Below are 25,785 nucleotides of genomic sequence, written 5' to 3'. Positions count from 1 at the left end.
CCGGGATCCTGCGCCTTCGAGCAGGCGATCGCGGCTGGGCTGCGCCGCTGGTGAGGCGAACCGCGCCGCGGGGAAGGCAGGCCGCGCCGCGGGGGTCGCGGCGCGTTGCGGTCAGAGACCGCGCCGTTGATCGGGCTGAGCTGTGCCGCGGGTGAGGCCGGTGCGGGTGAGGCCGGTGCGGGTGAGGCCGGAGGCGAAGCGGGTCAGAGGTCGGTGTAGTTGTCCGAGAACATCGCGCGCTGGCCGAGGAAGCTGATCTCGAGCATGCCGCCGATGTCCCGCTCGCCGTTCGAGAACCGGGTGATGCTGAGCGCCGGCATCAGCCGGATGAGGCCGCGGTAGTTCGTGCCAGCCGGCGCGCGCGCCAGCGTGACGTAGACCGGGGCGCGCAGATCGATGCGGACGTCGGCGGGCGCGTCGTCGTTGAGCGCGACCGCGACCCGCGCGCCGGCCGCGGCGCGGAACGTGGCGTTCGCCACCTTGTCGACGAGCCCGGCGTGCGCCGTGATCGTGAGCTCCTGGCTGTTGATCGGCCTGCCGAGCACCTCCTGCCGGCAGCGCTCCGCAGGGGTGTAGGTGGGCGCCTGGTTGATCGGATCGACGCCCGTCGCGACGTCGCCCGCGCGCGCGCACCACGAGAGCGTGTCCGTCGATGCGGTCCAGCGCGACTCGAACGCGATCTGCCCCTCGAGGGTCGGCGCGAGCTTCGATCCGCCCTCGCCGATGTAGACCGCCGCCGCGCCGACGCTCCAGGGCAAGGCGATGAGCTCGCGCGGCACGTACGTCGGCGGCAGGCTCTCGTCGCGCCGCGCGGGGCCCGGGGCGAGGTAGTTGAACTGCGTGCGGCCGATCGCGCCGCCGGCGTAGAGGATCAGCGGCGGGTACGCCGAGCTGCCCTCGCCGTGGAAATCGAGCCGCGCGAACGAGGTGGACAGACGCAGGCTGCCGATGGGCGCATCGCCGGTCGCGCTGGCCTCGCTGAAGCCGATCAACGTGGCGAGCCCGTTCTGGGTCGCGACCTCGGCCTCGATCACGGCGCTCACGTCCCAGCCGGTCGGATCGGTCACCTCGCCGAACCCGGCGAGCACGCCGAAGCCGACCCGCGCCAGCGCGCCGCCGTCGGAGCGGCCCGTGACCTCGGCGGGCACGAGGTAGATGAGCTGTCGTTCCGTCGCCGCCGGCTCGATCGGCGCGCCCGCGACCGGCGCGATCGGCGCGACCGGCGCGATGGGAGCGCTCGGGGGCCGCACGGGCGCCGGGGCGGCGTCCGGCGGCGGCGCGGCGGGCGCAGCGTCGGTCGGCGCGGCGGCGGCGGGGGTGCCGGGCGCCGCGACGGCGGGCGGCACGGGCGCGGCGGGCGGCGGGGCGCCGGGCGGCGCAGGGTCGGACGGCGGCGCCGCGGGCTGGGCGAACACGGGCGCGGACAGCGCGAGCAGCGCTGCGGGAGCCAAGAGCAGCAGGGACATTCTCATGGCGTCACCTTGAACTTGAACGTGAGGCCCTCGGCGCCGCTCGACGTGTCGTAGTCCGCGCGGGTGCTCTGGTTCGTCTTGGGGTCGAAGGCGAAGATCTGGAACTTGCCGCTGCCGTTCCGAACCCTGAAGCGGAATATGTAGTTGCCGGGCTCCAGGTCGAACTCGGGGAAGACGGTGTTGCGGATCGAGAACGGCTTCACGCCGGCCGGATCCGCGTCGGGCGCAGGATCCTCGAACAGGTAGCCGACGGCGCTGAGGTGGTATTCGTCGCTGTGCAGCTTGAGCTTGATCCTCTTCATGGCCGAGCGTGATCCTCTCACACGCGCGCGGCACGGTACAGCGGCGAGCGCGGCGGCCGGTCCCGGGAGCAGCGGTTGCGGAGAAGAGGCTAGCCGCAGCGGCCGCAGGACCTGTTGCAGAACCCGCGCATCCAGGTCTCGTTGCACTTGCCCCACCCCGCCTGCTGAGCGCAGGTGTACCGGCTGTCGGGCGGCGTATCGGTGCAGGTTCCGCCGCCTGTGGTGGTCCCGCCGCCTGTGGTGGTCCCGCCGCCTGTGGTCGTGCCTCCGCCCGTGGTGGAGCCGCCGCCCGTGGTGGAGCCGCCGCCCGTGGTCGTCCCGCCGCTGCCGCCGCCCAGCTCGCCGTAGCCCGCGGAGTAGTCCGTCTCGCACACGTGCCGCGACGCGAAGGAGCGCATCTGGTCGAGCTGCGCGCCCGTCGCGGTGCCGTAATCCCACCCCATCGCGCCGGCATAGCCGTTCGCGTAGAAGCTCTCGAGGAGATCCTGGTACGGGACGCCGCTCAGGCTGGCGATCGGGAACTCGCCCATGACAACGGGCTTGTCGCCGACGCCGAGCTCCTCGGGAGAGAGGTAGTACGGCCACCACTCGTTGACCCAGTCGTAGATGTGGAACTGGTAGAAATCGATGTTGACCCGCGACCAGGCCTTGCCCCACTTCGCCGCCGCGCCGCCGACCGTCACCAGCGCGGAGCTCTCGGCCTTGAGCGCGTCGGTCGTGCGCGCGACGAACCGCTCCATCTCGGCGTGGCTCACCGCGTCGAGCTCGCTCATCGGGGTGTAGCTCGGGTCGCCGTAGGGGTTCCGGCCGCTGATCGCCCACTCCGGCTCGTTGATCACGTCCCACGCGACCAGCCGGCGCCGGTAGGGGCTCCCCTCGGCGGCCCGCGCCAGCGGCCGCACGACGTTCGCGATGAGGCTGTCGAGCTTGCTCGTGCTCCTCACGATCGGCGCGAGGCCCGGGATGTGGATGCCCGAGCTGTCGTGGCTCGGCCGGAAATTGTCGAAGGAAAAGAGGCAGAGCATCAGGTAGACGTCCTGCCGCTCCGCGAGCTCGAGGGCCTTTTGCAGGTCCGCCACGGCGGTGCCGCCGAGGCCGAGCGGGGTCTCGGAGCCGTCGAAGCGGACGCCCTCCCCCCTGAACTCGGGGAACACCCACCAGCGGATGACGTTCGCGCCGTGCGCGCGCATGTCCGCGAGCTTCGCCGCGTGATCGGCCTGGTTCGCCGCCACGCCCCGCACGTTCCACCGGGCGATGCCGCCGAAGTCGCCCCCGAACTGGTTCCAGGCGTAGTTCACGCCGTACATGAAGCGGCGCCTGTCGTTCCACGTGATGCCGCCGTTCGGCGCGGGGCACTGATCGCCCACCACGGCGGCTTCCACCACGTCCACGTCGTCGTCCCCGGCGTCGCCCGCCGCGACGCAGGCCGTGGCCGCCACGGCGAGCAGACAGGGGAGCACGCCGCGCGCCCAAGTTACACTTGCCTTCAACATAAGAGAATGTCCTCCAAGTGCGCAGCCGCCCGGGAAGGCTGGCTGTCTTCGTCGCCGAGCACGTCAGAGCAAGCGGCGGACCGCCGCGCCGCAGCGCTCGGCTCCTTGGATGAAACCGACGTTGTTTCAGGCGGTTACATGAGTACTGGAACCATCCTCAAGGAGGGATTGCCTGTGTCGTTGAACTTAACCGGTTCACCTGGTGGAGGTTTGATCCACCAGCCGGGCTCCTTGGGACGGCCGATCTCGGCCGCAGCGCGCGTGGCGCGGCGCACGCGCGGCTGAGCGCACGGACGAAGGCCCCCACGCGGACCCCCCCCCGGGGACCCTCTTGCCCTCCGGCGCGGCGACCGCCACGCTCGCCGCATGAGCCGCCGCTTCAACACGGCCGGGCCCTGCCGTCCCGACCTGCACTACATGATCCCCGCGGCTCAGCGCCTGCCGGAGGCGCCGTCGCTCGTGGACCAAGCGAGCTATTTCGTCCTGCACGCGCCCCGTCAGACCGGCAAGACGACGACCCTGCGCGCGCTCGCCGAGGAGCTCACCACGTCCGGCCGCCACGCGGCGCTCCACTTCTCGTGCGAGACGGGCGAGACGGCCGGCGACGACTACGCGGCCGCCCAGCGCGCCGTCCTCGACGCCATCCGCCAGCGCGCCGAGCAGGCGCTGCCGGCCGAGCTCCGTCCGCCGCCGTTCCCGCCGGCCTCGGACACCGGGCTGCTCTTGGCGGCGCTCCGCGCGTGGGCCGAGGTGTGCCCGCGCCCGCTCGCGCTCTTCTTCGACGAGATCGACGCGCTCCGCGGCCAGGGCCTGATCAGCGTGCTGCGCCAGCTCCGGTCGGGGTTCCCCGAGCGGCCGGTCCACTTTCCCGCGTCCGTCGTCCTCTGCGGCCTGCGGGACGTGCGGGACTACAGGGCGCAGAGCGGCGGCGACCCGTCGCGGCTCGGGACCAGCAGCCCGTTCAACGTCAAGGTCAACTCCCTTCGTCTGAGCGACTTCACGCTGGATGAGGTGCGCGCGCTCTACGCGCAGCACACCGACGAGACCGGTCAGCTATTTACCGATCCAGCGATCGCCCGCGCCATGGAGCTCACCGGCGGCCAGCCGTGGCTCGTCAACGCGCTCGGGCGAGAGATCGTCGAGAAGATCAAGGTACCTCCCGGCGAGGCGATCACGGCGGCGCACGTCGAGGAAGCCAAGGAGCGCCTCATCCTCGCGCGCGCCACCCACCTCGACTCCCTGGTGGCGCGCCTGATGGAGCCGCGCGTGCGCCGCGTCCTCGCGCCGCTGCTCGAGGGAGGCTTCGCGGGCGGCGACACCTACGACGACGACGCGCAGTACGTGCGCGACCTCGGCCTCGTCGCGCCGGACAGGCCGCTCCGGATCGCCAACCCGATCTACCGCGAGGTGATCGTCCGCGTCCTCGCGAACCCCGCAGAGGACGCGATCGCCGTCGACCCGCGCGCGTTCGTCCGGCCTGACGGGCGCTTCGACGTCGCGCGGCTGCTGCGCGAGTTCGCCGCGTTCTGGCGGGAGCACGGCGCGCTGCTCGCCGGCCGCATGCCCTACCACGAGGTGGCGCCGCAGCTCGTGCTCATGGCGTACCTGCAGCGCGTGGTGAACGGCGGCGGCTACGTCGACCGGGAGTACGGCGTCGGCCGCGGCCGCATCGACTTGCTCGTGCGCTGGCCCTACACCGGGGAGGACGGGAAACGCGCGTGGCAGCGGGAGGCGATCGAGCTCAAGGTCTGGCGCGACGGCGAGAAGGACCCCCTGCCGAAGGCGCTCACCCAGCTGGACGCCTACCTCGACGGGCTGTCCCTCGACACCGGCGTCGCCGTGATCTTCGACCGCCGGCCCGCCGCCGACCCCGAGTCAGGCACCCGGTTCGAGGAGGCGCTCACGCCGTCCGGGCGCCGGGTCACGGTCCTCCGCGCCTGAGGGAAGGCGCATGCAGCTGCATCGCCGGCCGTGCAGCCGCGTCGCAGGGCCGCGCAGCCGCGTCGCAGGGCCGCGCAGCTGCGTCGCCGGACGTGCGCCCGCGATCATCGCCGCACGATGAACATCGCCGCGAAATACCCGTCCGTGCCGTGCTCGTGCGGCAGCAGGCGGAACGCGTCGCCGCCGCCCGACAGCTCCCGCGCGAGCTCCGCGTCGAACGGCGCCGGCTCCAGCCGGACGCCGAGGTCGTCGTCCGCCGGGGCCGCGAGCCGCGCGACCACGGCCTCGCACTCCTCGCGCAGCACGCTGCACACCGCGAACACGAGCCGGCCGCCGTCCCGGGCCCGCGTCGCGGCGCGGCGCACGATCGCGACCTGGAGGTCAGCGAGGCGCGGCAGGTCGTCGGCCTCGCGGCGGAGCGCGATCTCCGGGCGCCGCCGCAGCGTGCCCACCCCGGAGCAGGGCGCGTCGACGAGCACGCGGTCGTAGCCCTCGGGCACGTCGCCCGCGCCCACCGTCCAGTCGACGGCGTACGTCGCGCGCACGAGCGCGGCCGCCGACCCGAGCCCGCCGCGCGCGGCGGCGTCTGCGCCGCCGGCCGGCACCCCGGCCTCCGCGTCGCCGGCCTGCGCGCTCGCGCTCTCCGAGCTCGCCGGCGGCGCGCTCAGCGTCGCGCGGAGCTGCGAGAGCTTCGCCGGGTAAAGATCCGCCGCGTCCACCGCGCCGCCGGGGAGCACGGCGCGCGACAGCAGCCAGGATTTATTGCCCCGGCCGGCGCAGGCGTCGAGCACACGCTCGCCGGGCAACGCGCCGAGCGCGAGGGCGAGCGCCTGCGCCCCCTCCTCCTGGCCGATCCACGCCGCGCCGGCGCCGGGCAGCCGGCGGAGGTCGCCCGCGCCGCGCGCCAGGATCGCCCGCGGCGAGACGCGCCCCGCCTCGAACGACGCGGCGGGCGCGGCGGACCGCAGCGCCTCGAGCCAGGCGTCGCGATCCTCGCCGGGCGCGAGGCAGATCCCGGCCGGCGGCGGCACCGGGCCGGCCGCCAGGAACGCCTCGGCGGGCGCGCGGCCGAGCGAGCGGCGCAGCGCGCCCCGCAGCCACCCCGGCGCCGAGGCGACCACCGCGGCCGCGAGCGGCGGGCGCGCGCCGCCCTCCACGGCCGCCGCGAGCCGGCGCAGCACCGCGTTCGCGAACGCCCCGACGCGCGGCCCGGCGACCGACTGCGCGCCCGCCACCGCCTCCGAGACGGCCGCGAACGGCGGGACGCGATCGAGGAAACAGAGCGAGTACGCGCCGATCAGCACGTGCGCCCGCACCAGCGGATCCGTGGTCCAGCGGCTCTTCGACGCGAACTCGGCGATGCGCGCCTCGAGCGCCCCCTGCGCGCGCAGGACGCCGTAGACGAGCTCGGTCGCGAGGCCGGCGTCCCGCGGATCCAGCCCCGGGGCGCGCCGCAGCTCGGCGTCCAGGGCCGCGGACGCGAAGGCGTCCGAGCCCCACACCCGCGCGAGCACGCGCGCCGCGACCGCGCGCGGCGCGCTCTCCCTCGGCCCCGGCGCGGCGCCGCGCTCGCCGTCCGTGCCGCGCCCGTCCCCTTTCGCCCGGTCAGCCAACGAGCTCCTTCAGCTGCCCCTGGATCACGTCCCAGCGGCGCTCGACGTCGTTCTTGAAGGCGATGCCCATCAGGCCGATGAGCACCACGAGCCCGAGCAGGCTCGCGATCTCGCGCACCCTGAGCGGCAGCGGGCGGCGAAGCACCGCCTCGAACGTGAAGAACAGGAGGTGGCCGCCGTCGAGCACCGGGATGGGCAGCAGGTTGATGAGCCCGAGGTTGATCGAGATGACCGCCATCGCCCAGACGAAATAGCTGACGCCCTTCGCGCCCTCCTCGCCGATCACGTCGTACACCGTGATCGGGCCGCCCAGCGTGGAGATGCTGACCTTGCCCTCCATGATGCGGACGATGCCGACCACGATGAACCGGATGACGTCGTACGTCTCGTCGACCGCGCTCTCCAGCGCGAACCGGAACGCCGACGGGCTGTCGACGTAGGGCTCGGCCACCATCGGCGACCAGTTCGACGCGCGCAGGTAGAAGCGGGGGCGATGCTGGCCGTACTCGTCGATCCAGTCCTCGCGGCGGAGCTCGATCGTGCCGCTCTTGCGCTGGCCCGAGCGCTGCCAGGTGATCACGTGCGGGCGGTCGGGCGCGGCGAACAGCCGCTCGACGAAGGTCGACCAGGCGGTGACCTCGACGCCGTCGACCTCGGTGATGCGGTCGCCCGGCCGGAGCTCGGCGCCCCACTCGGCCGAGCCCTCGGGGACCTCGGCGACGTAGAGATCCGCCGGCTCGATGCCGGTCCGCGCGAGCAGGTCGCCGTGGCCCGACTCCGGGGTCAGCGCCGCGACGCCCGACTCGTAGACCGCGAGCTCCGCCAGCCCGCCGAGCGCGCCGTGCACCGGGACCGGGCGCAGGTACGTGACGGGCACCGTCGCGCCGCGGTTGTCCTCGAGCGCGAGCTCGAGGTCGGCGAACGTCTTCACGGGCGTGCCGCGGACCTCGGTCACGACGTCGAAGGTGCGGAGCCCGGCGCGGTAGGCGGGGGAGTCGGGCCGCGAGACGCCGACCACGGCGGCGGGGCGGCTCGGCTTGATGCCGATCTCGCCCACCCGGTCGACGATCTCGAGCGGCTTCTGGACGAGCTTCTCCTCCGGGACGACCGTGACCTCGACGTGCTCCTTGTTGCGGAACACCTTGAGCCGGAGCTCCTGGTTCGGGCTCTTCTGCACGGCGCGGTGCAGCTCGGCGAAGGTGCTGACGCGCTCGCCGTCCACCTCGAGGACGCGGTCGCCCGGCTCGAGCCTGCCCTCGGCCGGGTGCCCCGGCAGGACGACGCCGACCGTGGGCGGGACGAAGCGGGTCTCGCCGATGAAGACCGCGAAGTAGAGCAGCACCGGGAACAGCACGTTCATCGCCGGCCCGGCCATGACGATGATCACGCGCTTCCAGAGCGCCTGGGACTCGAAGGTGCGCTTGCGATCCTCGGGGAGCACCGCCTCCTGCCGGTTCTCCTCGAGCATCTTCACGAAGCCGCCGAGGGGAAGGAGCGCGACGCAGTACTCCGTCTCCCGGCCCCGGAGCCGCAGCACCCGGGGCCCGAAGCCGATCGAGAAGGTGAGGACCTTCACGCCGAAGATCTTCGCGCACACGAAGTGGCCGAGCTCGTGCACGAAGATGAGCACCGAGCAGAGCAGCGCGAAATACAGGAGGTCCACGGCGGGGGTGTCTTTACGCGAGGCCGGGCGCGGCGACCACTGGCACGGGAGCACACGAGCGGCCCCAGCAGAGGGCGCGTTCGGGCCGGGGAGGCCGGGCGCCGGGGCGGCGCGGGCGCAGGACGGGCCCGGCGGAGGGGCCGTCGGCTGCCGGAGGGGCCGTCAGCTGCCGGAGGGGCCGTCAGCCGATCGACGACCGCGGCGGCGGCCGGTCGACGCCGTCGGCCTGGGCGCTCGCCCGGTAGAGCTTCTGCCGCGCCCGCCGGATCTGGACGGCCCCGTCCACCTCCTGCTCGGCGCGGAACCGCTCCTCGAGCGCCGAGAGCAGCTCCTCCGACCAGGGCTTGCCCTCGGACGCCTCCAGGGCCTCCATGAGGAGGCGCGTCCGCGCCTGCTGCTCGGTCTCGGCGCGGTACCGCTTCCGCTGCACCAGCAGGACCGCCACCCAGGCCCCGAGCGCGACGGCGACCGCGCCGAGGAACCACGAGAGCATGTCGACGAGCTGCGCGCCCCCGTCCGCGAGGTCGCCGAGGCGCGAGAGCGTCGACTCGCCCTGGGACCTGCCGCTCCGCTGCTGGATCTCCACGAGCGCCTCGTTCGCGCCGGCGACCATCTCGCGGCCGAGGACACGCGCGGTCGCGCCCAGCGCGCGCTGGAAATCCTCGCTGCCGAGCACCGACGTCATGCCCGGGCCGAGGTTCTCCGCGATCACCACCTGGAGCGCCGGGCCGAGCTGCTCCCGCAGCGCCGCCGACACGGACGGCCCGACGTCGACCTCGTCGAGGCTCTCCTTGAGCTGCCGGACGCTCACCTCCAGGAGCGATCCGGTGAAGCGCGAGAGCTCGCGCTTGCCGTCCTCGCTCAGCGCGCCGTCGAGGGCCCCGTCCATCGCGCTCTGCACGACCCCGCGCATGTACTGCGTCGTGAGCGCGTTGATCCGCGCCGCGCGATCCGCCTCGCTCAGCGAGGCGAGCGTGCCGTCGATGAGCCCAGCGATGAGCTGCCGCTGCGCCGCCCTCATCTCCGGGCTGGCCATCATCCGTTCGAGGCGGCGCTTGGTCTCCGCCTCATCCATCTTCTCGATCGCCGCGTCGATCGCCGCCGGCGTCTGGCTCCTGGCGACCTCCGGATCCGCCGAGGAGGCCCGCACGGGGATCGCGCACCCGGCGGCGCCGAGCAGCAGGGCCGACGCGGTCGCGAAGGTGAGGAGAACGCCGGGTCGAGCGCCGCAGGTACGCATGAAGAGGCGTGTTGCATCGCCGGTGCCTCCCGAGGCGCTCGCCGCGCCGCCGCCGCGCGAGCCGGCGCGCGGCCCCGGGAGCGCCAGAAACGCGCGGGATCGCCCCGGGGCGAAATGTCACACGGTGCAAATCTGGATCAAGGGCCGCGCGGGGCCGCGGGCGCGGCGCATCCGTGTTATCTCACGAGGGAAGTCGGCCGGCGCCGCGGCCGGAATCAGAGGCTCCTTGCGGCGTTTCCTGACCGATTCTCGCGATGTGCCCTGACACCACCTGCGAGGTCTCCGTATGAAGCACACGATTGAGCACGATCTGAACGACACGGAAGCAAAGCTGGCGGCCGAGCGAGCGATCGCGCAGTACCGGGAGCGCTACGCGGAGTACGAGCCGTTCCTCCTGTGGCGCGACGACAAACGCGCCGAGCTCGGCTTCTCGGTGAAGGGGGTCAAGCTGAAAGGCTCCATGGAGCTCCGCCCCGGCGCCTTGGACGTCGATCTCGACGTGCCCTTCCTCCTGCGCCCCTTCAAGGGCGTGGCGATCGCCGCGATCGACAAGGAGGTTCGCCACTTCATCGAAGAGGCGCACAAGGAGCGGAGCCAGAAAGCGGGCTAGTCCCGCGCGTCAGAGATCCTGTCAGGATCTCTGTTCGCGCACCCCGGCGGCGCGCGCGGCACCCCTGCGTCAGAGCACATGTCGGGACCTCCGAGCGCCGCTCCCCGGCGGAGGCGCGCGGAGCCCGCGCTGTTTCCCCGGAGCTCCGCGCCGCCGCGGCGGCCGTTTCGAGGTCGGCTGGCCGACCTGAACAGGCAGCCAGGCTGTTCCGCCGTGGACATGAGCGCCCGGCGGGGTTATGCTGCTGCAACACAGTATCATCTTCGCCGGCCGAAGCGCGCCCCGCGCCACCACTCACTCCAGCGCTCGGCCGGCAGAGGACTGTGCTCCTGAGCCTCCGCCCTCCTTCGCGTTCGTTCGGGGGGATCAGGGCGACGCGAGCGGGCGCACCGCCGTCAGCTTGCGCGAGGCGAGCACGGTGTGGATCGCGGTGATGCGCCCGCTCGGGTCGACGTCGCAGTGGACGACGTACCGGGGAGCCAGCCTGTCGGCGGGGCCGTGGCGCTCGATGACGAGCGCGGGGAGGCCGTTCAGGAGGCGGAGCTCGGAGCGGAGCGCGAGGCCGCCCCAGTTCTTGCTCACGCTGAGGTAGAAGCGCGCGACGCGGTCCTGGCCGACGACGACGCGGCGCGCGGCCTTGTACTCGCCGTTCGCGTCGTTGACCATGCGGACGCCCTCGCCGAGCAGGGCCTCGACGGCGGCGACGTCCTGCGTCGCCAGCGTCTGGAAGAAGCGCACGAGCGCCGCGCCCGAGCGCTCGACGAGCTCGGGCGTGGGGCGGCAGCGGTCGCGGTCGCGGTCGTAGGGCTCGAGGGCGCGGCGGGCGCGGTGGTGCGTCGTCTTCACGCTCGCCTCGGACAGGGCGAGGGCGGCGGCGGTCTCCTGGACGGAGTAATCGAAGACGTCGCGGAGCAGGAGCACGGCGCGCTGCTGCGGGGTGAGCGCCTCGAGGGCGATGAGGAACGCGAAGGAGGCGCTCTCCAGGAGATCGTAGCGGCCCTCGGTGCCGTCCTTGCCGGGGATCTCGAACGACGGCGGCTCGGGCTCGGCCTCGATGGGCGAGGGGAGCCACGGGCCGTCGTAGGGGCGGCGCTTGCGGCGCCGCAGGACGTCGCGGCCGAGGTTCAGCGCGACGCGCGTGAGCCACGGGCGCACGGGCTCGTCCGCGCGCGCGGGCGGGCGCTCCAGCGCGCGCACGAACGTCTCCTGCACGATGTCGTCCGCGTCGGCGGCGCTGCCGGTGAGCCGGTAGGAGAGGGCCCAGAGGAAGCGCTCGTGCTCGCGGTAACTCGCCGCGACGAAGCCCGGCGGCGGGGCGGGCGCCGCGCGCGGGGCGGGCGCCGCGCGCGGCGGGGCAGGGGAGGCCGTGGTGCTGCTCATGGAGCGCCCAGGTAACCCTGTCACGCCGCGTGGTCGAGCGCGCGGCGGGCGAGGATGGCCGCGGCGGCGTGGCGCGCGCTGCCGAGGCTCGCGTCGGCGAGCATGCCCGTGGGGCCGACCCAGTCGCCCGCGACGAAGAGCCCGTCGAGGCCCGGGACGTGGACGCCCGGGCGCGCGGCGTAGCCGCCGCCCTCCGCGGTGACCACCGCGTTGGAGACGACGAGCGAGGGCAGGAAGCGGCGCTCGACGAGCACGTCGCGGTAGCCCGGCTGCGCGCGGGCGAGCAGGTCGTCGAGCTCGCGCTCGGCGTCGCGGCCGGCGAGCTCGGGGCCGTACTGGACGGCGTGGATCACGGCGCCGCCCGGAGGGGCGAGCCGGGCCGCGTCCGAGTGGAGCGACAGGTAGAGGGGGCGGTCGACGCCGAGCGCGACGCGGAAGCGCGGGCGCGGCAGCCTGGACAGCGCGACGTCGAGGCACGCGGCGTGGACCGGGATGGCGCGCTCGGCGTACGCGGCGAGGGCCGGGACCTCGGGCGCGAGCGCGGCCGCGGCGCGCGGGCTCGCGGCGATGAGCACGGCGCCGGCGCGGAGGCGGGCGCCGCTCGCGAGCTCCACGGAGGAGACGGCGCCGCCCTGGAGGACGACCTGCCTGGCGCGCTCCCCGGTGATGATCTCGACGCCGGCCGCCGTCGCGGCGTCGCGCAGGCCGTCGACGAGCGTCTTCCAGCCGCCGTCGAGGTAGAGCACGCCGTGGCCGAGGGCCTGCTGCACCTGGGCGAGCGCGGCGCCGGCGCTCTGGCGCTCGTCGGCGCAGTAGGTCGTCAGCCGGACGAGCATGCCGACGAAGCGGCGCACCTCGGGCGCCCGGAAGGCGTCGCGGAGCCAGGCCGAGACCGGGACCGACGCGAGCGGCGCGGGGTTCGCGGCGGCGAGGCCGCCGAGGACCCGGCTCATCTCGAGCTTGGCGGCGAGGCCGAAGAGGCCCGTGGTGAGCAGCGACAGGGCGCCGGACGGCATGGTGTGCAGGACGCCGCCGTCGAGGGCGAACGCGCCCGACGTGGGCGGCGGCGCGCCGGTGAACCGGACGCCGAGGTCGCGGAGCACCTCGTGCGCCGCGCCGCCGCGGTAGAGCGCGTGCGCGCCGAGGTTCAGCGAGAAGCCGCGGCTCTCCTGCGTGACGGCGCGGCCGCCCGGCGCGTGCGCCTTCTCGACCAGGGCGACGGAGCGGCCCGCCCGGCCCAGGTACGCCGCCGCCGCCAGCCCGGCGAGCCCGCCGCCGATCACCACCACGTCTTTTGTAGTGTTCATCACGTATTCCCTTTCCTGGCGGTACCACGCTCGAGGGGCCGGAAAGGTTACCTGGGTCGTGACGATTTTTTCGGAGGCGGCCCGGGCGGGGGTCAGCGCGCCGGCCGGCGCGGGGAGGGGGTCATCCGCGACGCGCGGCGGCGGGCGCCGGCCGGCGGCCGCGCGCGCCCCCGCCGTTCACCGGCGCGGACGAGCGGGGTGTCGACGAGGTGCTCGGACAGGAACCACACCTGCATCTCGTGGGTGCGGAGGACGTCGCTCATGAGCAGATCGGCCGTGCCGTCGTCGCCGCGCTCGGTCGTGATCGTCACCGCCTTGCGCACCTCCGCGACGATCACCTCGTGGGCCTCGAGGAGGCGCGACAGCTGGACGGGCACCTGCTCGCGGCCTCGCGGCGGGCGCTCGATCTTGGTGCTCTCCGCGACGTCGTGCGCCATGGCCAGCGCGATGCCGCCCAGGGTCTGGATCCGCTCGCCGAGCGCGTCGATGAGCGTGGTTTGCTCCTTGAAGTGTTTATCGAAGAGGAGGTGGAGCTGGTAGAAGGTCGGCCCGGCCACCTGCCAGTGGTGCTTCTTGTACATGTCGCGCAGGACGAGCGTGTCCGCGAGGATCTGATTGAGCACCTTGACGCTCGTCGCGCGCGCCTTCGCGCTCAGCGCGAGCGGATAGTCGACGAGCGTCCCGAAAGGCTGGATTTCTCGGCTTCGCTGCCGGAGGAGGGGCTGCGCCTCGCGCGCCTGCACTCCTCCGCTGTTCCCACGTTGCCGTCGCTGGCTCATCGCGCTCATGGTCCCCTCCACGTCGATCGGTGCAGTCGGTATCTAAGGCGGAGGTGCGCTCCGTCCAAGTCTCTCGCCCCGGGGCCGCGCTCGCGCGAGGCCCCACGCGCGAGGGGATCCCGCGCGCGGACCGCGGGAGGCGCGCCGCGGCGGGCGGGGGTGCCTCGCGGCGCGTCCCGCGATTGGCGTCGGGCCGGGATTTCGTGCAAAGTCCCGCCCAGCATGAAACGGCTCCTCATCACCAGCGCGCTCCCCTACGCGAACGGTCACATCCACATCGGCCACCTGGTCGAGTACACGCAGACGGACATCTTCGCGCGGTACTGGCGCATGACCGGGCGGAGGTGCATCTACCTCTGCGCCGACGACACCCACGGCACCGCGATCATGATCCGCGCCCGGCAGGAGGGGCGGAGCGAGGCCGAGGTCATCGCCGACATGAGCGCGGCGCACCAGCGCGATTTCGCGGCGTTCCAGATCCGCTTCGACCATTACGGGAGCACGAACTCCCCCGCGAACCGCGCGCTCTGCCAGGAGATCTGGGCGTCGCTGCGCGAGCGCGGGATGGTGACCACGAAGGACGTCACGCAGCTCTTCGACCCGAAAGAGGGGATGTTCCTGGCGGACCGCTTCGTCAAGGGCACATGCCCGAAGTGCGCCGCGCCCGATCAGTACGGCGACAGCTGCGACAAGTGCGGCGCGACCTACGCCGCGACCGATCTCGTCGAGCCGAGGAGCGCCCTCACGGGGGCGCGGCCCGAGGTGCGGAGCGCGCAGCACCTGATGGTCGCCATCGAGCCGGAGCGGCCGTTCCTCTCGACCTGGACGCAGGGCGAGGGGCGGATGCCGAAGGAGATCGCGAACTACCTGGCGGGCCACTTCCTGTCGGAGCCCCTCCGCGACTGGGACGTGTCGCGGCCCGCGCCGTATTTCGGGTTCGAGATCCCCGACGCGCCCGGCAACTACTGGTATGTCTGGTTCGACGCGCCGATCGGCTACATGGCCGCGAGCAAGGAGTGGTGCGACCGGGAGGGGGAGGCGTTCGACGACTGGTGGCGCTCGGAGGAGACCGAGATCGTCCACGTGATCGGCAAGGACATCGTGTATTTCCACACGCTCTTCTGGCCGGCGATGCTGAAGAGCGCGCGCTTCACGCTGCCGTCGCGGGTGCAGGTGCACGGGTTCCTGACGGTGAACGGGGAGAAGATGTCGAAGAGCAAAGGCACGTTCGTGCTCGCCTCGACGTACCTGAAGCACCTGGATCCGGCGTACCTCAGGTATTACTACGCGAGCAAGCTGAGCTCGAAGGTCGACGACATCGATCTGAACCTGGAAGAGCTCGTGAACAAGGTGAACGCCGAGCTCGTGAACAAGGTCGTGAACCTGGCGAGCCGGTCGTCGCGGTTCGTGGCGCAGACGGGGCTGTCGGCGGCGTACCCGGACGACGGGGGGCTGTTCGCGGCGGCGGCGGGCGAGGCGGAGGCGATCGGGGCGGCGTACGCGGGGTTCGATTACGCGCGGGCGACGAGGATCATCGTGTCGCTGGCGGATCGGGCGAACGAGTATGTCGACCGGATGCAGCCGTGGGCGCTGGCGAAGCAGCCGGACCGGAAGGCGGAGGTGCAGGCGGTGTGCACCGTGGCGCTGAACCTGTTCCGGCAGATCGTGATCTACCTGGCGCCGGTGCTGCCGAAGCTGGCCGACGACGTGGCGCGGCTGCTCGGGTGCCCGATGGACCGGTGGGAGCTCGCGAAGACGCCGCTCGTGGGGACGAAGGTGGCTGCGTACGAGCACCTCATGAAGCGCGTGGAGCCGGCGGCGGTGGAGAAGATGATCGCGGAGAGCAGGCCTGTGGAGGAGACGACGGTGGAGAAGGCGGCGGGGACGGGCGGGGCGGCGGGCGGGGGAGCGGCTGGCGCGGCGGCAGCGCAGGGAGCGGCGGCGGGCGGGGGCGCGGCGGCGGCGGTCGAGGACGACGGCGCGGCGCTCGCGAAGGAGCCGCTCGCGGCGGAGTGCTCGATCGACGACTTCACGAAGGTCGACCTGCGCGTGGCGCGCATCGTGGCGGCGGAGCATGTGGCGGAGGCGAAGAAGCTGCTCAAGCTCACCGTGTCGCTCGGCGGGGACGTGAGGCGGACGGTGTTCGCCGGGATCAAGGCGTATTACAAGCCGGAGGATCTCGTCGGGCGGCTCGTCATCGTGTGCGCCAACCTGGCGCCGCGGAAGATGAAGTTCGGCGTCAGCGAGGGGATGGTGCTGGCGGCGGGGGACGAGACGGTGCACCTCCTTTCGCCGGACTCGGGGGCGAAGCCGGGGATGCGGGTGCATTGACGCTCCGCGTCTTCTCGAGGAGGTCGGCGCGGCGTCGCAATGGCGCGCGGCAGGTGATCACAGCGTCGTTGCCGCCGCTGTCGGCGCAATAGGCGGACAGCAGATCGGTGTGGATCCTCCGCGCCGCTGCCCCTCAGTCGACACGATGTCTCCTGTTCTCGGCCGCCGCGCTGAACCGTGTGCCTGGCCTGACAGCAACCGCCGCGCCAGCGGCGAGGCAGCGCGATCGCGCGGGCAAATGACCGCGTTCCGGATCGGACCCTCGCGGTGGAATAACGAGGGGTCGCGTCGCTGAGCCGCCACGGCATCCGACCGCGACCCGGGCGTGTCGTGGGACGGCGCGCGGGCCGCACGCGCGGGCCGCATGCACGGGCCGTACGCGCGGGCCGCACGCGCGGGCCGCACGCGCGGGCCGCACGCGCGGGCCGCACGCGCGGCGGCTCGCAGGTCGAGCGCGCCGCTGGGTCACAGCCATGCATCGCCGGCAGGGGCACCACGGCCATACGACGTACGGGACGGCCGGCGGGCGGCCCGCGCGCGCGCCCGCGCGCCGTCCCACGACACGCCCGGCGGCGAGCTCGCGAGTCACGGGATACGGCGCCGGCGCGGTGGGTGCATCGGGCCAACGGAGCAACGGAGCAACGGAGCCGGCGGTGCCCAGGCGATGGCGCCGCGCGCGCATGCGCTGAAGAGGATGCGCGATTACACCGCCGCTCCGCGCAGAGGCGAAGGCTCATGCGCCATGTTGGAAACGATCCTCGAAACACGCTCTCTGGAAGACCCTTGACACCCGACCAAAACTCGCGACATGTCATGATCATGCAGCACGGCGAGCGTAACTCCGGTCCTCACGCCAATCCCGGCGGCGAGCGCCAGCACCACCCCCGCCTCGTCGCCCGTGACGAGGTCTTCCACGAGATCGACGACCTCTTCCGGAGGGGAGCGACGTCGGTCCTCGTCACGGGCACCCCCGGCGTCGGCAAGAGCGCGATCCTCGCCAGCTATCTTCAGCGCGTCGCCGCGGCCTCCGAGGTGGATCGCGTGCGCGGCGTGCTCGCCGGCGCGAGCCGCCACATCGCCCGCTGGGCCGAGCAGGTCGAGCGCACCGTGCGGACGGAGGAGCGCTGGGCTGTCGCCTCCCATTTCTTGAGGACCAGCGCGCTCGACCGGCCCGAGGTCGTCGCCCGTTCCATCGCGACGCAAATCGAGGATCGGTTCATCGACATGCGCGACGAGCGGGCGGCCCCCGACCGCCGCCTCGCCGAGCTCCTCGAGCGCGTCTCGAGGCGTGTCCTGGAGCCCGAGGCCATGCGCCTCCTCCTCGTCATCGATGACCTCGACGAAGCCGAGGACGAGAGGGGTTATTCCGATCTCGCCCGCCTGCTCCCCGCCCCGCTCCCGCCGCGCGTCGCCTTGCTCGCCTCGTCGCGCCCCACCACGAGCCTCACCTGGTTCATGCGGTATGCGCCGGCGCACGTCGACCTCGACGCGCCGCGGTGGAGCGCCTCGAACCACGCGGCGTGCCGCGCCTACTGGGACGGCGTCGTCAGGGAGCTCAACCTGCCGCCGCACGTCGCCGACAGGGCCGTGCAGCGGGCCCAGGGCAACATGCTCTACTCCGTCGAGCTCGCCGAGTGGCTGCGGCGGCTGCCCCCTGAACGCCGCCTCGTCGAGCCGCTCCCCCGCACGCTGCGCGGCGTCTTCCTCAAGCTGTGGGGTCATGTGAACCGCCTCCCCGCGGAGCCGGAGGCGCTGGTCAAGCGCAGCCTCGCGCTGCTCTGCGCCGCGCCGTCGCCGCTCCCGCTCTCGTACATCGCCGCGCATACGGGCTGGGGCAACCGCCTCGACGCGACCACGTTCCTGCGTGTCGCTCGCCCTTTCCTCCAGCGCTTCGCGAGCCCCGGCGTCGAGGACACGTTCCGGCCCTTCCACGACGAGCTCCGGACCCTGATCATGGAGCAGCTAACGAACGAGGCTGCCGCATCTCCACCCAGCCAGCACCACGCCGCTGCGGCGCCGGCTGCGCCGCATCCGTCTGCCCCGTCGGCGAGTCATCCAGCTGCGGCGGCGGCTGCCTCGTATCCTCAGGTCGCGGCGCCGGCCGTGCCATATCCGTATGGTCAAGCGGCGGCGGCTGCCTCGTATCCTCAGGCCGCGGCGCCGGCCGCGCCGTATCCGTATGGTCAGGCGGCGGCGGCTGCCTCGTATCCTCAGGCCGCGGCGCCCGCTGTGCCATATTCGTATGGTCAAGCGGCGCCGGACGCACCCCACCCGGCCGCCGTGGCCCCGGCCGAGTCCTATCCTCCAGCAGCGCCGGCGGCCGCGTCCGGCCGGGACGCTGGGGCGCTGACCGCGCCCTCCCATGCCGCGGCGACGCCGGCGCCTCAGGCGTCCGCCGGCGCGCTGAGCCGCGAGGAGCTGCTCCGCAGCATCGCCGAGGCGAAGGAGAAGGCCATCGGCCCGATCTCCGGGCGTCATGCGTTCCTCGTGGGCGTCCGTCGCTACGACGATCGCAGCATCGGAGACCTGCGTTTCTGCGTCGACGATGTCGTGGCGCTCGGCGGCGTCCTCAAGGAGACGCTGGGCTTCAACACCGTGCTCTCAATGCATGATGACGTCGAGGACGACCGCTTCCTGCCCCTGCGCAACCGCGTCAAGAACGAGCTGATCCGCCTCGCTCGCGGTCTCAAGCCCAATGACATGCTCCTGGTTCACTTCTCCTGCCACGGCACCTTGATCGACGGCAAGCCGGTGCTCCTCTTTCGCGACACCGGCCAGGAGGCCCTCGCGGAGTCGTCGCTCCCGGTCGAGGACGTGAAGAAGATCCTCCTCGAGTCCCCCGCCCGTCGCAAGATCCTCTTTCTTGACGCCTGTCACGCGGGCGTCAACCTCGGCCGGAACATCGGCGGTCCGACCCTCGATCCTGCCTTCGTTCACAACGTCTTCGAGCTCGCCGAGGGGCTCGCCGTCCTCGCCGGCAGCACGTCCCAGCAGATCGCGCTGGAGCGCCCCGAAGCGAAGCGGGGCGTGTTCACCTCGTTCGTGATCGAGGGCCTCCTCGGCAAGGCTGACCGCTCCACGCCGTGCAAAGGCTTCGTCACCGTCGATGACCTGAGCTATTTCGTGACCGACGCTGTCCAGCAATGGACGCGCGAAAACTGCCTCTCGATGCAGATTCCGACCGCGAGGGTCGAGGGGACGGGGAGCATGATCCTCGCCGACTTCCGAGACAAGAAGGCCTGACGAGCCGCTCCGCGGCCACACTTTGCCCTCCAGCGCACACCCGGGCCGGCTCGTCGGATCTCCGCTCCGTCCCTAGAGCGACAAACGGGGTGAACCAGCCTGAAGCGAGCAGAATTTCGCAGCGCCAAGGACGCCAAGGCGCCAAGAGCGCCAAGAACGCCAAGAAGAAGACAATATCTTGGCGTCCTTGGCGCTTCATCTCTCGCTCGATCAACATGAGCGGTGATCTACAGATGTGCCGCGCGCGCCACGGCTGCGGCGCGCGCGGCTCGTGAGCCGGAGGCCGGCTCCTCAAGGTACACCCAGGCCCTCAGTACCGTTCATCAAGCGTTGGCTCCCTCGCCGCCGTCATAGGGGTCGTAATCCGGAGCGATGTTCCTCCTGGTGTCGACCGTCGATACTCTCGGCGGCGGTTGGCGCCCGTCGAGCGCCTCGGCGATCTCTTCGCGGCTGAGCGGGCGCAGCGCGCTGACCACGCGGACCTTTCCGGCTTCCGGCACGGTGAACCAGCCATCGGACGGGACGCGCGCGGTCGCGCCGGCCGCGACCCGAACGCCCTCGCCGTCCTCCGGGTAGATATGGACGATCCGACTGAGCTCGGCGACCACGGCGAGGTAGACGTAGGCGTCCCGGTCGCTATCTCCCTGCGCAGCGATCATCGTGCCCGCGTTCACCACGAAGATCTCCGTCACCTCGCTCGGAAGGCTCTCCACCACGCCACCTGAAGGATCGATGGCGATCAAGATGTCCCAGTGCAGGCGGCGAAACCCGCTGCTCGGCGTGGCCTCGGAGCTCTCGCTCTCGTTCGTAGAGGCCGGCTCTGCCGGCGCTTGCGTCGGCTGTTCCACAGGCATACTCGTCAGGAAAGTGCTGTCGGTCGGCATGGAATATTCTCCTGGATGATTGATGTGAACGTTCGAGCAACCAAACAGACGCCACCTCACTGACGCAAGCGAGGGCGCTGGGACCAGGCCCTCCTTGCATCCGCACCTCGGCCGGCGACGGTCGCGCTCACAGCGGTGCTCTCGCCGGTCTCGCGTCGACGTTCAGGTGCTTCAGCGCGAGGCGCAGCGAAACCCGACGCCGGTGAGCACGTTTCCGCGCCCCAAGCGTCCCCGCGACACGCCACGTGACGTCGTTTCGGGCAACGACCACGAACCGCCGCGTCGGACGCGCACGTCGTCCACGGGCGACGTTGCGGGCGCCTCCACCACCGGATCGATGCAATCGCCGCATGCGGGATAGTACGGAAGCAAGAACTGGTCCTGCACCCATTCCTCCACGTTCCCGCCCAGGTCCCAGACGCCTTCCGGCGTCCTGTCCTGCGGCGCGGTGCCGACGTCTTGAGCCCCCTTCGAGATGCCTTGGCAGGCACCGTTGTCGTACCGGTCGAAGGCGACCCCGTCGCAGCGGGGCGGGGCCTCGCCCCAGGGGAACCTGCGCGACGCCGCTCCTCGCGCGGCGAACTCCCACTCGGCCTCGGTGGGGAGGCGCTTTCCTCGGGCCTTGCAGTAGAGCGCGGCAGCGTCCCAGGTCACCTGGACGACCGGCTTGCGCTCCGAGCCCTGCCGTGGCGCAAAGTGGTTGCCGGGCTTGTAGACCAGATCCGAGTACTCGGGGAAGACGTCGACCAGCAGGATGCCGGGCGCGGAGGCGTCCGCCGCGGGATGGACCACGTAGCGCACGATGCCGTGCTCCGTGTCCTTCTCCACCTTGAGGGTCGGACCGAGCAAATCCAGCCAGGCGGCGAAATCGGCGTTCGTGGTCTCGTGGGCGTCGAGGTAGAAGGGAGATACGGTGACCTCTCGCGCCGGCTGCTCGCGGTCGAGCAGCGCCCGTGTGCACGCGGCGCCGAGGCGCTGGCACTCGGCCTCGATCTCGGCGGGCGTGCTCCCCATCCTGAATTTGCCGCCCGCGAGCCGGACCATGCCGGACAGCTGGATCGCGCCGTCGCCGCTTTCGGCGAGGGGCAGGCCAGAGGGCGCGTCGTTGCTCTCGGGGACCGGGCCGGAGGACGCGGCGCTCTTTCCACGGAACAGACCGGAGGCGGCGGTCGCGAACAGGGCGGGGAGCGTGAGCGCGCCGAGGAGGAGCCCTGTCCGCCTCCGTCGCGCGGGGCTCTCCGCGGTCGCTCCCGGCAGGACGCGCGGGCCCGCCACGAGGGCGCGCAGCCGCCTCCACGGCGCGTACGGCGCGGCGCTCGTGTGTGGTTCATCGGGACCGGAACGGCCCGCCTCGCGCTCCGGCGCACGGAGCCCTGCGGCAGGGGTCGGGAGCGTCCCCGGGCGGGTGAGCTCGGTGTCCCTGGCGGCCGTCGTGTTGCCCCGAGGAGGCGCCTCCGGGCGGGTGAGCTCGGTGTCCCTGGCGGGCGTCGCGTTGCCCCGAGGAGGCGCCTCCGGGCGGGTGAGCTCGGTGTCCCTGGCGGGCGTCGCCTTGCCCCGAAGAGGCGCCCTCGGGCGGGTGGTCGCGCCCCGGAGGGCTGCCTCGTCCAGGAGCCCAGGGGCGCCTTCGGGCGGGGCCGGCACCGGCGCCGCCGGCCCCGGCGCGGCGGCCGGCGTCGTCGCGGCCTGGCCGCCGTCGCGGCGCATGGCCTCGGCGACCTGAGCCATCTCCGGGCGCAGCGACGGAGCTTTCGCGAGCATGCGCCCGATCAAGAGCGCGATGTCGCGAGGGAGCTCCGGGGCGACCTCTTGCAGCGGGCGCGCGTCCTGGAACAGGTGCAGGCGCAGCACCTCGGCGGACGGGCCGACGAACGGCGGCCTCCCGGCGAGCAGCTCGTACAGGACCACGCCGAGGGCGTAGACGTCCGAGCGGCCGTCCACCAGCGGATCACCGGCGCATTGCTCGGGCGACATGTACAGCGCGGTGCCGAGCACCGCGCCCGGCGCCGTGAGATCGGCGCCCTCGCCGGCGAGCCGGGCGATGCCGAAATCGAGCAGCTTCAGCCGCTCTCCGCCCGGCGCCTCGTCGTCCGCGACGAGCATCATGTTGGAGGGCTTCACGTCGCGGTGGACGATCCCGCTCCGGTGGACGGCCGCCAGCGCGGACGCAGCCTGGCGGGCGATGTGGAGCGTCTCCGGGAGAGCGAGCCTCTTGCAGCGCGCCACGCGGCCGCGCAGCAGCTCGCCGCGGAGGTACTCCATGAGGATGTACGGCTCGCCCCGAGGCGTCTGGCCGAAGTCGAAGATCTTCACGAGCCCCGGGTGAGCCACCCGGCTCAGCGCCCTCGCCTCGTTCTCGAAGCGACGAAGTTGGCTCGCGTCGCCGGCGAAGTGGCTGGAGAGCACCTTGACCGCGGCGAGCTGCCCAATGCCCTGATGGACCGCCCGATAGACGACCCCCATCCCCCCGCGCCCGATCTCCTCGTCGATGCGGTACTGTCCGATGCACGATCCGATGAGTGAATCCACGCTGCGCCTCGGGTCAAACTCGGTGGCATCGCGCCGATCGGATGATCCCTATAACGGCGAATTGCGCGGGAAAAAAGATGGATCCAAGGGCCGGCGTGCGCGCCGCCACCAGGGCACGCCAAGGCATGCCGCCCATGCTGTAATACCCTTCGGGGTCGGCTGGTGGAGGGCTGAGGGCGACGCGCGCTCGGTGAGCGCGACGTCACCCGCGGAATCGCTGCACGTCGAGGCCGTGATGGGAGATCCATCGATAGATCTGCTTGCGCGACCGGCGCATCGTCCGCGCGATGTCCGCCACCACGCCGCGGTGCGCGCGGAGCAGCTCCTCGAGTTGTTCCCGGCCGGGCGGAGGCTCCCTCTCGTCGGCGTCGCTGCGGTCTTCCTCCTCCTCGGCGGGCGGCCTGCGGTCCGCCGGAGCGGGCCGCCCGCCGGCGGTCGCCCGCGGCGCTGCGGCCGCCTCGTCCTGCGGCGCCGCGGCGGCGTGGCCGGGCGCGGGCTCCAGCCGGTCGGCCACGAGATCGAGGTCCAGCACCTCGGCGTCTCCGCCGCGGATGCGGAGCTGGGCGGCGAGGGCGAAGAGCTCGCGGACATTGAACGGCCACGGATGCAGGAGCAGTGCCTCCGCCAGCGCGGCGCTGATCCGCGGGCGCGGCGCGCCCAGCGCGTGCTCGAGCAGGGGCAGGATGTCCTCGCGCCGCTCGCGGAGCGGGGGGATCCCGAGCGGGAACTCCGAGAGCCTCGCGAAGAGATCGCCCCGGAACCGGTGCGCTGCGACGTCGACCTTCAGGTCGCGGTTCGTCGCGGCGACGATGCGCACGTCGCAGGCGACCGGCGCGGTCGCCCCGAGCGGGAGCACCATGCGGTCCTGGAGCACGCGGAGCAGCTTGGGCTGCACCGCTTGCGGCAGGTCGCCGACCTCGTCGAGGAAGAGCGTGCCCCCCTCGGCGGCGCGGAACAGCCCCGGGCGCGCCACGGCCCCGCTGAACGCGTTGGCGAGGTGGCCGAAGAGCTGGCTCTCCGCGAGGCCTTCGGGGATGGCGCTGCAGTTCACGGCCACGAACGGCCCTCGCCGCCTGCTCGCGTCGTGCACGGCGCGCGCGACCACCTCCTTGCCGCAGCCGCTCTCGGCGAGGAGCAGCACGGTGACCGCGGTGGGGCCGACGCGGTGGATGGCCGCGCGCAGCGCGTGGATCGACGGGGCGTCGCCGAGGAGCGACGGCACCGGCGCGTCGGCCTGGCGCTCCGCCTCGGCGCGGACCACGAAATACGAATCGCCGATCGAGAGGACGTCGCCGTCCTGCAGCAATGCCTCCTCGACGCGCCGCCCGTTCACGTGGGTCCCGTTGCGGCTCTTCTCATCGACGACCCGCAGCCGGCCGAGCGCGTCGGCGTGGAGCGTCGCGTGGAGCCGAGACGCGCGGCCGTCGCGGGGCAGGGGGATGCCGCTCCTCACGTCGCGCCCCATCTGCGTGGCGCCTCGAGACGGCGTGAAGACGGCTGGCGGGCGCAGGACGCCCTCGCGGGAGTAAACCAGGCGCAGGCGGAACACCTGCGTCAGGCCGCGCAGGATCGCGGGCGCCTTCTCCTCGGTCGTCGCCTCGGTCCTGACGTCGCGTGGCCTGTTGCTGCGGGGGACATCCTCGGCCATGCACGCGACAAATAGCGCATTGAGGAGGTCGTCGGGGACGCCATCGGCCTCACCGGAAGCTGTCCGTCCCGCGACGGTGCGTGCGAAAATTACATCGAAGATGGAATTGGCGGGCGCTCCACGGGCGTTCGTCCTCTGGGTTGCGGCGCCTCGTCTGCAAGGGACCGCTGCGTCCGCGGGTCGACTGACGTGCACGGATTCGAGGCCGCGCCACCCGGGCGCCGCCGGGCCCCGAGGAGGTTTTCCGCCACCGATCCAGGGCAGCGGCGCACCGGCCGGCCGTGTGTGTGCCGGGTCATGGGACCGCCCGCGGGCCGCCCGCGGAGCGGGCATCGAGACGGGTCGGTCCCCCTTGCCTCGACCCCGTTCAGCGGCTCACGACGCGGAGCCCCGGTCCGCTCCGCCCGGAGCCCGCTCCCGCCCGGTCGCGGCGCCCGCGCGGTGAGCGTCTGGGGCGAGCGGTCCAGCGCTCGTGCCGAGCCTCTGCTACCTTCGCGAGTATGGCCGTGAAGAACAGGCCCTCGCCGATCCTCATGGCGCCGGCTGCCCAGGGCGGCGCCGCGCTGCGCTTCCCGCCCGCGGAGCGGCCGCCGGTGGACGAGCACGTCGTGGTGCCGGAGCTGACCCGGGACGAGCTGATCCGTGGCCGCCGGGTGGTCGCCCAGCCGGCGCTCGAGCCGCACGGGGATGTGCACTCGCTGGTCAACGCGGTGATCGGCCCGCACGTGCGCGCGGGGTACCGCCCCTCGGTCGATCTGCTGACGCGGGTATCGAGCGGCTCGAACTTCGCGACCGACCTGTCGATCCGTCGTGAGGGGACGGATCCGGAGACGGGTCGGCGTTACCTGGAGGAGCTCTCGTTCGAGATCGTCAACGAGCAGTCGATGCGGGACGTGCGCGAGAAGGCCGAGGACCTGCTCGCGCGGGGCGTCCGGCGTTTCTTTGCCGTCTTCGTCAAGCGCGGCGGGGTGGCGGAGTGGTCGGCGGCGAAGGGTGAGTTCGAGCCGCTCGATCTCGACGGGGCGCTGGACGATCCGTGTTTCGTGCGGCCGTTGAAGGTGCGGGCGCTGCTCGACATGGCGGCGGGGGAGGCCGAGATCGCCCGGGCGCTCGAGCAGAAGGGCAATCCGGAGATCGAGGCGATGAAGCAGCGCGCGGCGCGCGAGGGCCAGCGCGAGGTGCTGCTCGATCTGCTGCGCGTGCGCTTCGGGGAGCTGCCCGCGTCGGCGCTCGCGCGGATCGAGTCGGCGAGCGCGGAGACGCTCCAAACGTGGGCGAGGCGCCTGCTCACGGCCGGCACGCTCGACGAGGTGCTCGGAGCGTGATGGGCCCATTGCGCGGATGATGTGCCCG

General features: G+C 72.7%; 17 protein-coding genes. 5 read left to right on the top strand and 12 right to left on the bottom strand.

Annotation, left to right across the window (positions count from 1 at the left end; genetic code table 11):
• Positions 1 to 203: 203 nt before the first annotated feature.
• The 3 genes from WMF43_RS43790 to WMF43_RS43780 all read right to left on the bottom strand — a co-directional run bounded on the left by WMF43_RS43790 (position 204) and on the right by WMF43_RS43780 (position 3,267).
• Positions 204 to 1,472 (bottom strand): hypothetical protein, encoded by a 1,269-nt coding sequence (locus WMF43_RS43790; protein ID WP_437674218.1) that lies wholly within the window; start codon positions 1,470 to 1,472, stop codon positions 204 to 206.
• Positions 1,469 to 1,774, bottom strand: a complete 306-nt coding sequence (locus WMF43_RS43785; protein WP_437674216.1) for a hypothetical protein — start codon at positions 1,772 to 1,774, stop codon at positions 1,469 to 1,471. The genes WMF43_RS43790 and WMF43_RS43785 overlap by 4 nt, the downstream gene beginning before the upstream one ends.
• Before the next feature lie 89 nt (positions 1,775 to 1,863).
• Positions 1,864 to 3,267, bottom strand: a complete 1,404-nt coding sequence (locus WMF43_RS43780; RefSeq protein WP_437674214.1) for a hypothetical protein — start codon at positions 3,265 to 3,267, stop codon at positions 1,864 to 1,866.
• 366 nt (positions 3,268 to 3,633) lie between these two features.
• Between WMF43_RS43780 and WMF43_RS43775 the strand changes: the two genes are divergently transcribed.
• Entirely contained in the window at positions 3,634 to 5,208 is a 1,575-nt protein-coding gene (locus WMF43_RS43775; RefSeq protein WP_437674213.1) for an AAA family ATPase, read from the top strand.
• Positions 5,209 to 5,312: 104 nt separating this feature from the next.
• Here WMF43_RS43775 and WMF43_RS43770 read toward each other — a convergent pair whose 3' ends face one another.
• The 3 genes from WMF43_RS43770 to WMF43_RS43760 all read right to left on the bottom strand — a co-directional run bounded on the left by WMF43_RS43770 (position 5,313) and on the right by WMF43_RS43760 (position 9,724).
• Positions 5,313 to 6,821: an RsmB/NOP family class I SAM-dependent RNA methyltransferase gene (locus WMF43_RS43770; RefSeq protein WP_437674211.1), complete on the bottom strand. Its 1,509-nt coding sequence runs from the start codon at positions 6,819 to 6,821 to the stop codon at positions 5,313 to 5,315.
• Complete coding sequence (rseP, locus tag WMF43_RS43765) at positions 6,814 to 8,484, bottom strand: RIP metalloprotease RseP (RefSeq protein ID WP_437674209.1); 1,671 nt, start codon at positions 8,482 to 8,484, stop codon at positions 6,814 to 6,816. Before rseP ends, WMF43_RS43770 begins: the two co-directional genes overlap by 8 nt.
• 181 nt (positions 8,485 to 8,665) lie before the next feature.
• On the bottom strand, positions 8,666 to 9,724 hold the full coding sequence (locus WMF43_RS43760) for a hypothetical protein (protein WP_437674208.1): 1,059 nt from the start codon (positions 9,722 to 9,724) through the stop codon (positions 8,666 to 8,668).
• 286 nt (positions 9,725 to 10,010) lie between these two features.
• On the opposite strand from WMF43_RS43760, the gene WMF43_RS43755 reads away from it, so the two are divergent.
• Positions 10,011 to 10,334 carry a polyhydroxyalkanoic acid system family protein gene (locus WMF43_RS43755; protein ID WP_437674206.1) on the top strand — a complete coding sequence of 108 codons (324 nt, stop codon included), beginning with the start codon at positions 10,011 to 10,013 and terminating at the stop codon, positions 10,332 to 10,334.
• Positions 10,335 to 10,700: 366 nt separating this feature from the next.
• Here WMF43_RS43755 and WMF43_RS43750 read toward each other — a convergent pair whose 3' ends face one another.
• The 3 genes from WMF43_RS43750 to WMF43_RS43740 all read right to left on the bottom strand — a co-directional run bounded on the left by WMF43_RS43750 (position 10,701) and on the right by WMF43_RS43740 (position 13,809).
• A complete protein-coding gene (locus WMF43_RS43750; protein WP_437674204.1) occupies positions 10,701 to 11,714 on the bottom strand; it encodes a sigma-70 family RNA polymerase sigma factor in 1,014 nt (337 codons plus the stop codon).
• A 20-nt stretch (positions 11,715 to 11,734) separates the two neighbouring features.
• The gene (locus WMF43_RS43745) at positions 11,735 to 13,021 is read right to left on the bottom strand and encodes a phytoene desaturase family protein (protein WP_437674202.1); all 1,287 of its coding nucleotides are present in this window, start codon (positions 13,019 to 13,021) and stop codon (positions 11,735 to 11,737) included.
• Positions 13,022 to 13,113: 92 nt separating this feature from the next.
• Positions 13,114 to 13,809 (bottom strand): Dps family protein, encoded by a 696-nt coding sequence (locus WMF43_RS43740; RefSeq protein ID WP_437674200.1) that lies wholly within the window; start codon positions 13,807 to 13,809, stop codon positions 13,114 to 13,116.
• A gap of 213 nt (positions 13,810 to 14,022) precedes the next feature.
• Here WMF43_RS43740 and metG point away from each other — a divergent pair, with 213 nt between their 5' ends.
• Together metG and WMF43_RS43730 are read left to right on the top strand one after the other, a co-directional pair.
• Entirely contained in the window at positions 14,023 to 16,131 is a 2,109-nt protein-coding gene (gene metG / locus WMF43_RS43735) for a methionine--tRNA ligase (RefSeq protein ID WP_437674198.1), read from the top strand.
• An 813-nt stretch (positions 16,132 to 16,944) separates the two neighbouring features.
• Positions 16,945 to 19,374, top strand: coding sequence for an AAA family ATPase (locus tag WMF43_RS43730; RefSeq protein ID WP_437674196.1), 2,430 nt, complete (start codon positions 16,945 to 16,947; stop codon positions 19,372 to 19,374).
• 323 nt (positions 19,375 to 19,697) lie between these two features.
• Here WMF43_RS43730 and WMF43_RS43725 read toward each other — a convergent pair whose 3' ends face one another.
• The 3 genes from WMF43_RS43725 to WMF43_RS43715 form a co-directional block, all read right to left on the bottom strand.
• Positions 19,698 to 20,258 carry a hypothetical protein gene (locus WMF43_RS43725; protein WP_437674194.1) on the bottom strand — a complete coding sequence of 187 codons (561 nt, stop codon included), beginning with the start codon at positions 20,256 to 20,258 and terminating at the stop codon, positions 19,698 to 19,700.
• Positions 20,259 to 20,429: 171 nt separating this feature from the next.
• Positions 20,430 to 22,784 (bottom strand): protein kinase domain-containing protein, encoded by a 2,355-nt coding sequence (locus tag WMF43_RS43720; RefSeq protein ID WP_437674192.1) that lies wholly within the window; start codon positions 22,782 to 22,784, stop codon positions 20,430 to 20,432.
• 202 nt (positions 22,785 to 22,986) lie between these two features.
• The gene (locus tag WMF43_RS43715; protein WP_437674190.1) at positions 22,987 to 24,432 is read right to left on the bottom strand and encodes a sigma 54-interacting transcriptional regulator; all 1,446 of its coding nucleotides are present in this window, start codon (positions 24,430 to 24,432) and stop codon (positions 22,987 to 22,989) included.
• Positions 24,433 to 24,938: 506 nt separating this feature from the next.
• Here WMF43_RS43715 and WMF43_RS43710 point away from each other — a divergent pair.
• Positions 24,939 to 25,757, top strand: coding sequence for a hypothetical protein (locus WMF43_RS43710; RefSeq protein ID WP_437674188.1), 819 nt, complete (start codon positions 24,939 to 24,941; stop codon positions 25,755 to 25,757).
• Positions 25,758 to 25,785: the final 28 nt, after the last annotated feature.

This window comes from Sorangium sp. So ce131, from assembly GCF_051519095.1.
GTDB lineage: Bacteria > Myxococcota_A > Polyangia > Polyangiales > Polyangiaceae > Sorangium.
The sequence above is the reverse complement of the archived record's forward strand: the minus strand, read 5'-3'. Positions and strand labels throughout refer to the sequence as shown.

What these genes read in the sequence shown, in the direction of transcription:
- WMF43_RS43785 (WP_437674216.1), bottom strand. Translation starts at nt 1,774, where the DNA reads ATGAAGAGGATCAAGCTCAAGCTGCACAGCGACGAATACCACCTCAGC.
- WMF43_RS43790 (WP_437674218.1), bottom strand. Translation starts at nt 1,472, where the DNA reads ATGAGAATGTCCCTGCTGCTCTTGGCTCCCGCAGCGCTGCTCGCGCTG.
- WMF43_RS43780 (WP_437674214.1), bottom strand. Translation starts at nt 3,267, where the DNA reads ATGTTGAAGGCAAGTGTAACTTGGGCGCGCGGCGTGCTCCCCTGTCTG.
- WMF43_RS43715 (WP_437674190.1), bottom strand. Translation starts at nt 24,432, where the DNA reads ATGGCCGAGGATGTCCCCCGCAGCAACAGGCCACGCGACGTCAGGACC.
- WMF43_RS43725 (WP_437674194.1), bottom strand. Translation starts at nt 20,258, where the DNA reads ATGCCGACCGACAGCACTTTCCTGACGAGTATGCCTGTGGAACAGCCG.
- WMF43_RS43745 (WP_437674202.1), bottom strand. Translation starts at nt 13,021, where the DNA reads ATGAACACTACAAAAGACGTGGTGGTGATCGGCGGCGGGCTCGCCGGG.
- WMF43_RS43760 (WP_437674208.1), bottom strand. Translation starts at nt 9,724, where the DNA reads ATGCGTACCTGCGGCGCTCGACCCGGCGTTCTCCTCACCTTCGCGACC.
- WMF43_RS43730 (WP_437674196.1), top strand. Translation starts at nt 16,945, where the DNA reads ATGATCATGCAGCACGGCGAGCGTAACTCCGGTCCTCACGCCAATCCC.
- WMF43_RS43755 (WP_437674206.1), top strand. Translation starts at nt 10,011, where the DNA reads ATGAAGCACACGATTGAGCACGATCTGAACGACACGGAAGCAAAGCTG.
- WMF43_RS43775 (WP_437674213.1), top strand. Translation starts at nt 3,634, where the DNA reads ATGAGCCGCCGCTTCAACACGGCCGGGCCCTGCCGTCCCGACCTGCAC.
- WMF43_RS43750 (WP_437674204.1), bottom strand. Translation starts at nt 11,714, where the DNA reads ATGAGCAGCACCACGGCCTCCCCTGCCCCGCCGCGCGCGGCGCCCGCC.
- WMF43_RS43740 (WP_437674200.1), bottom strand. Translation starts at nt 13,809, where the DNA reads ATGAGCGCGATGAGCCAGCGACGGCAACGTGGGAACAGCGGAGGAGTG.
- metG (WP_437674198.1), top strand. Translation starts at nt 14,023, where the DNA reads ATGAAACGGCTCCTCATCACCAGCGCGCTCCCCTACGCGAACGGTCAC.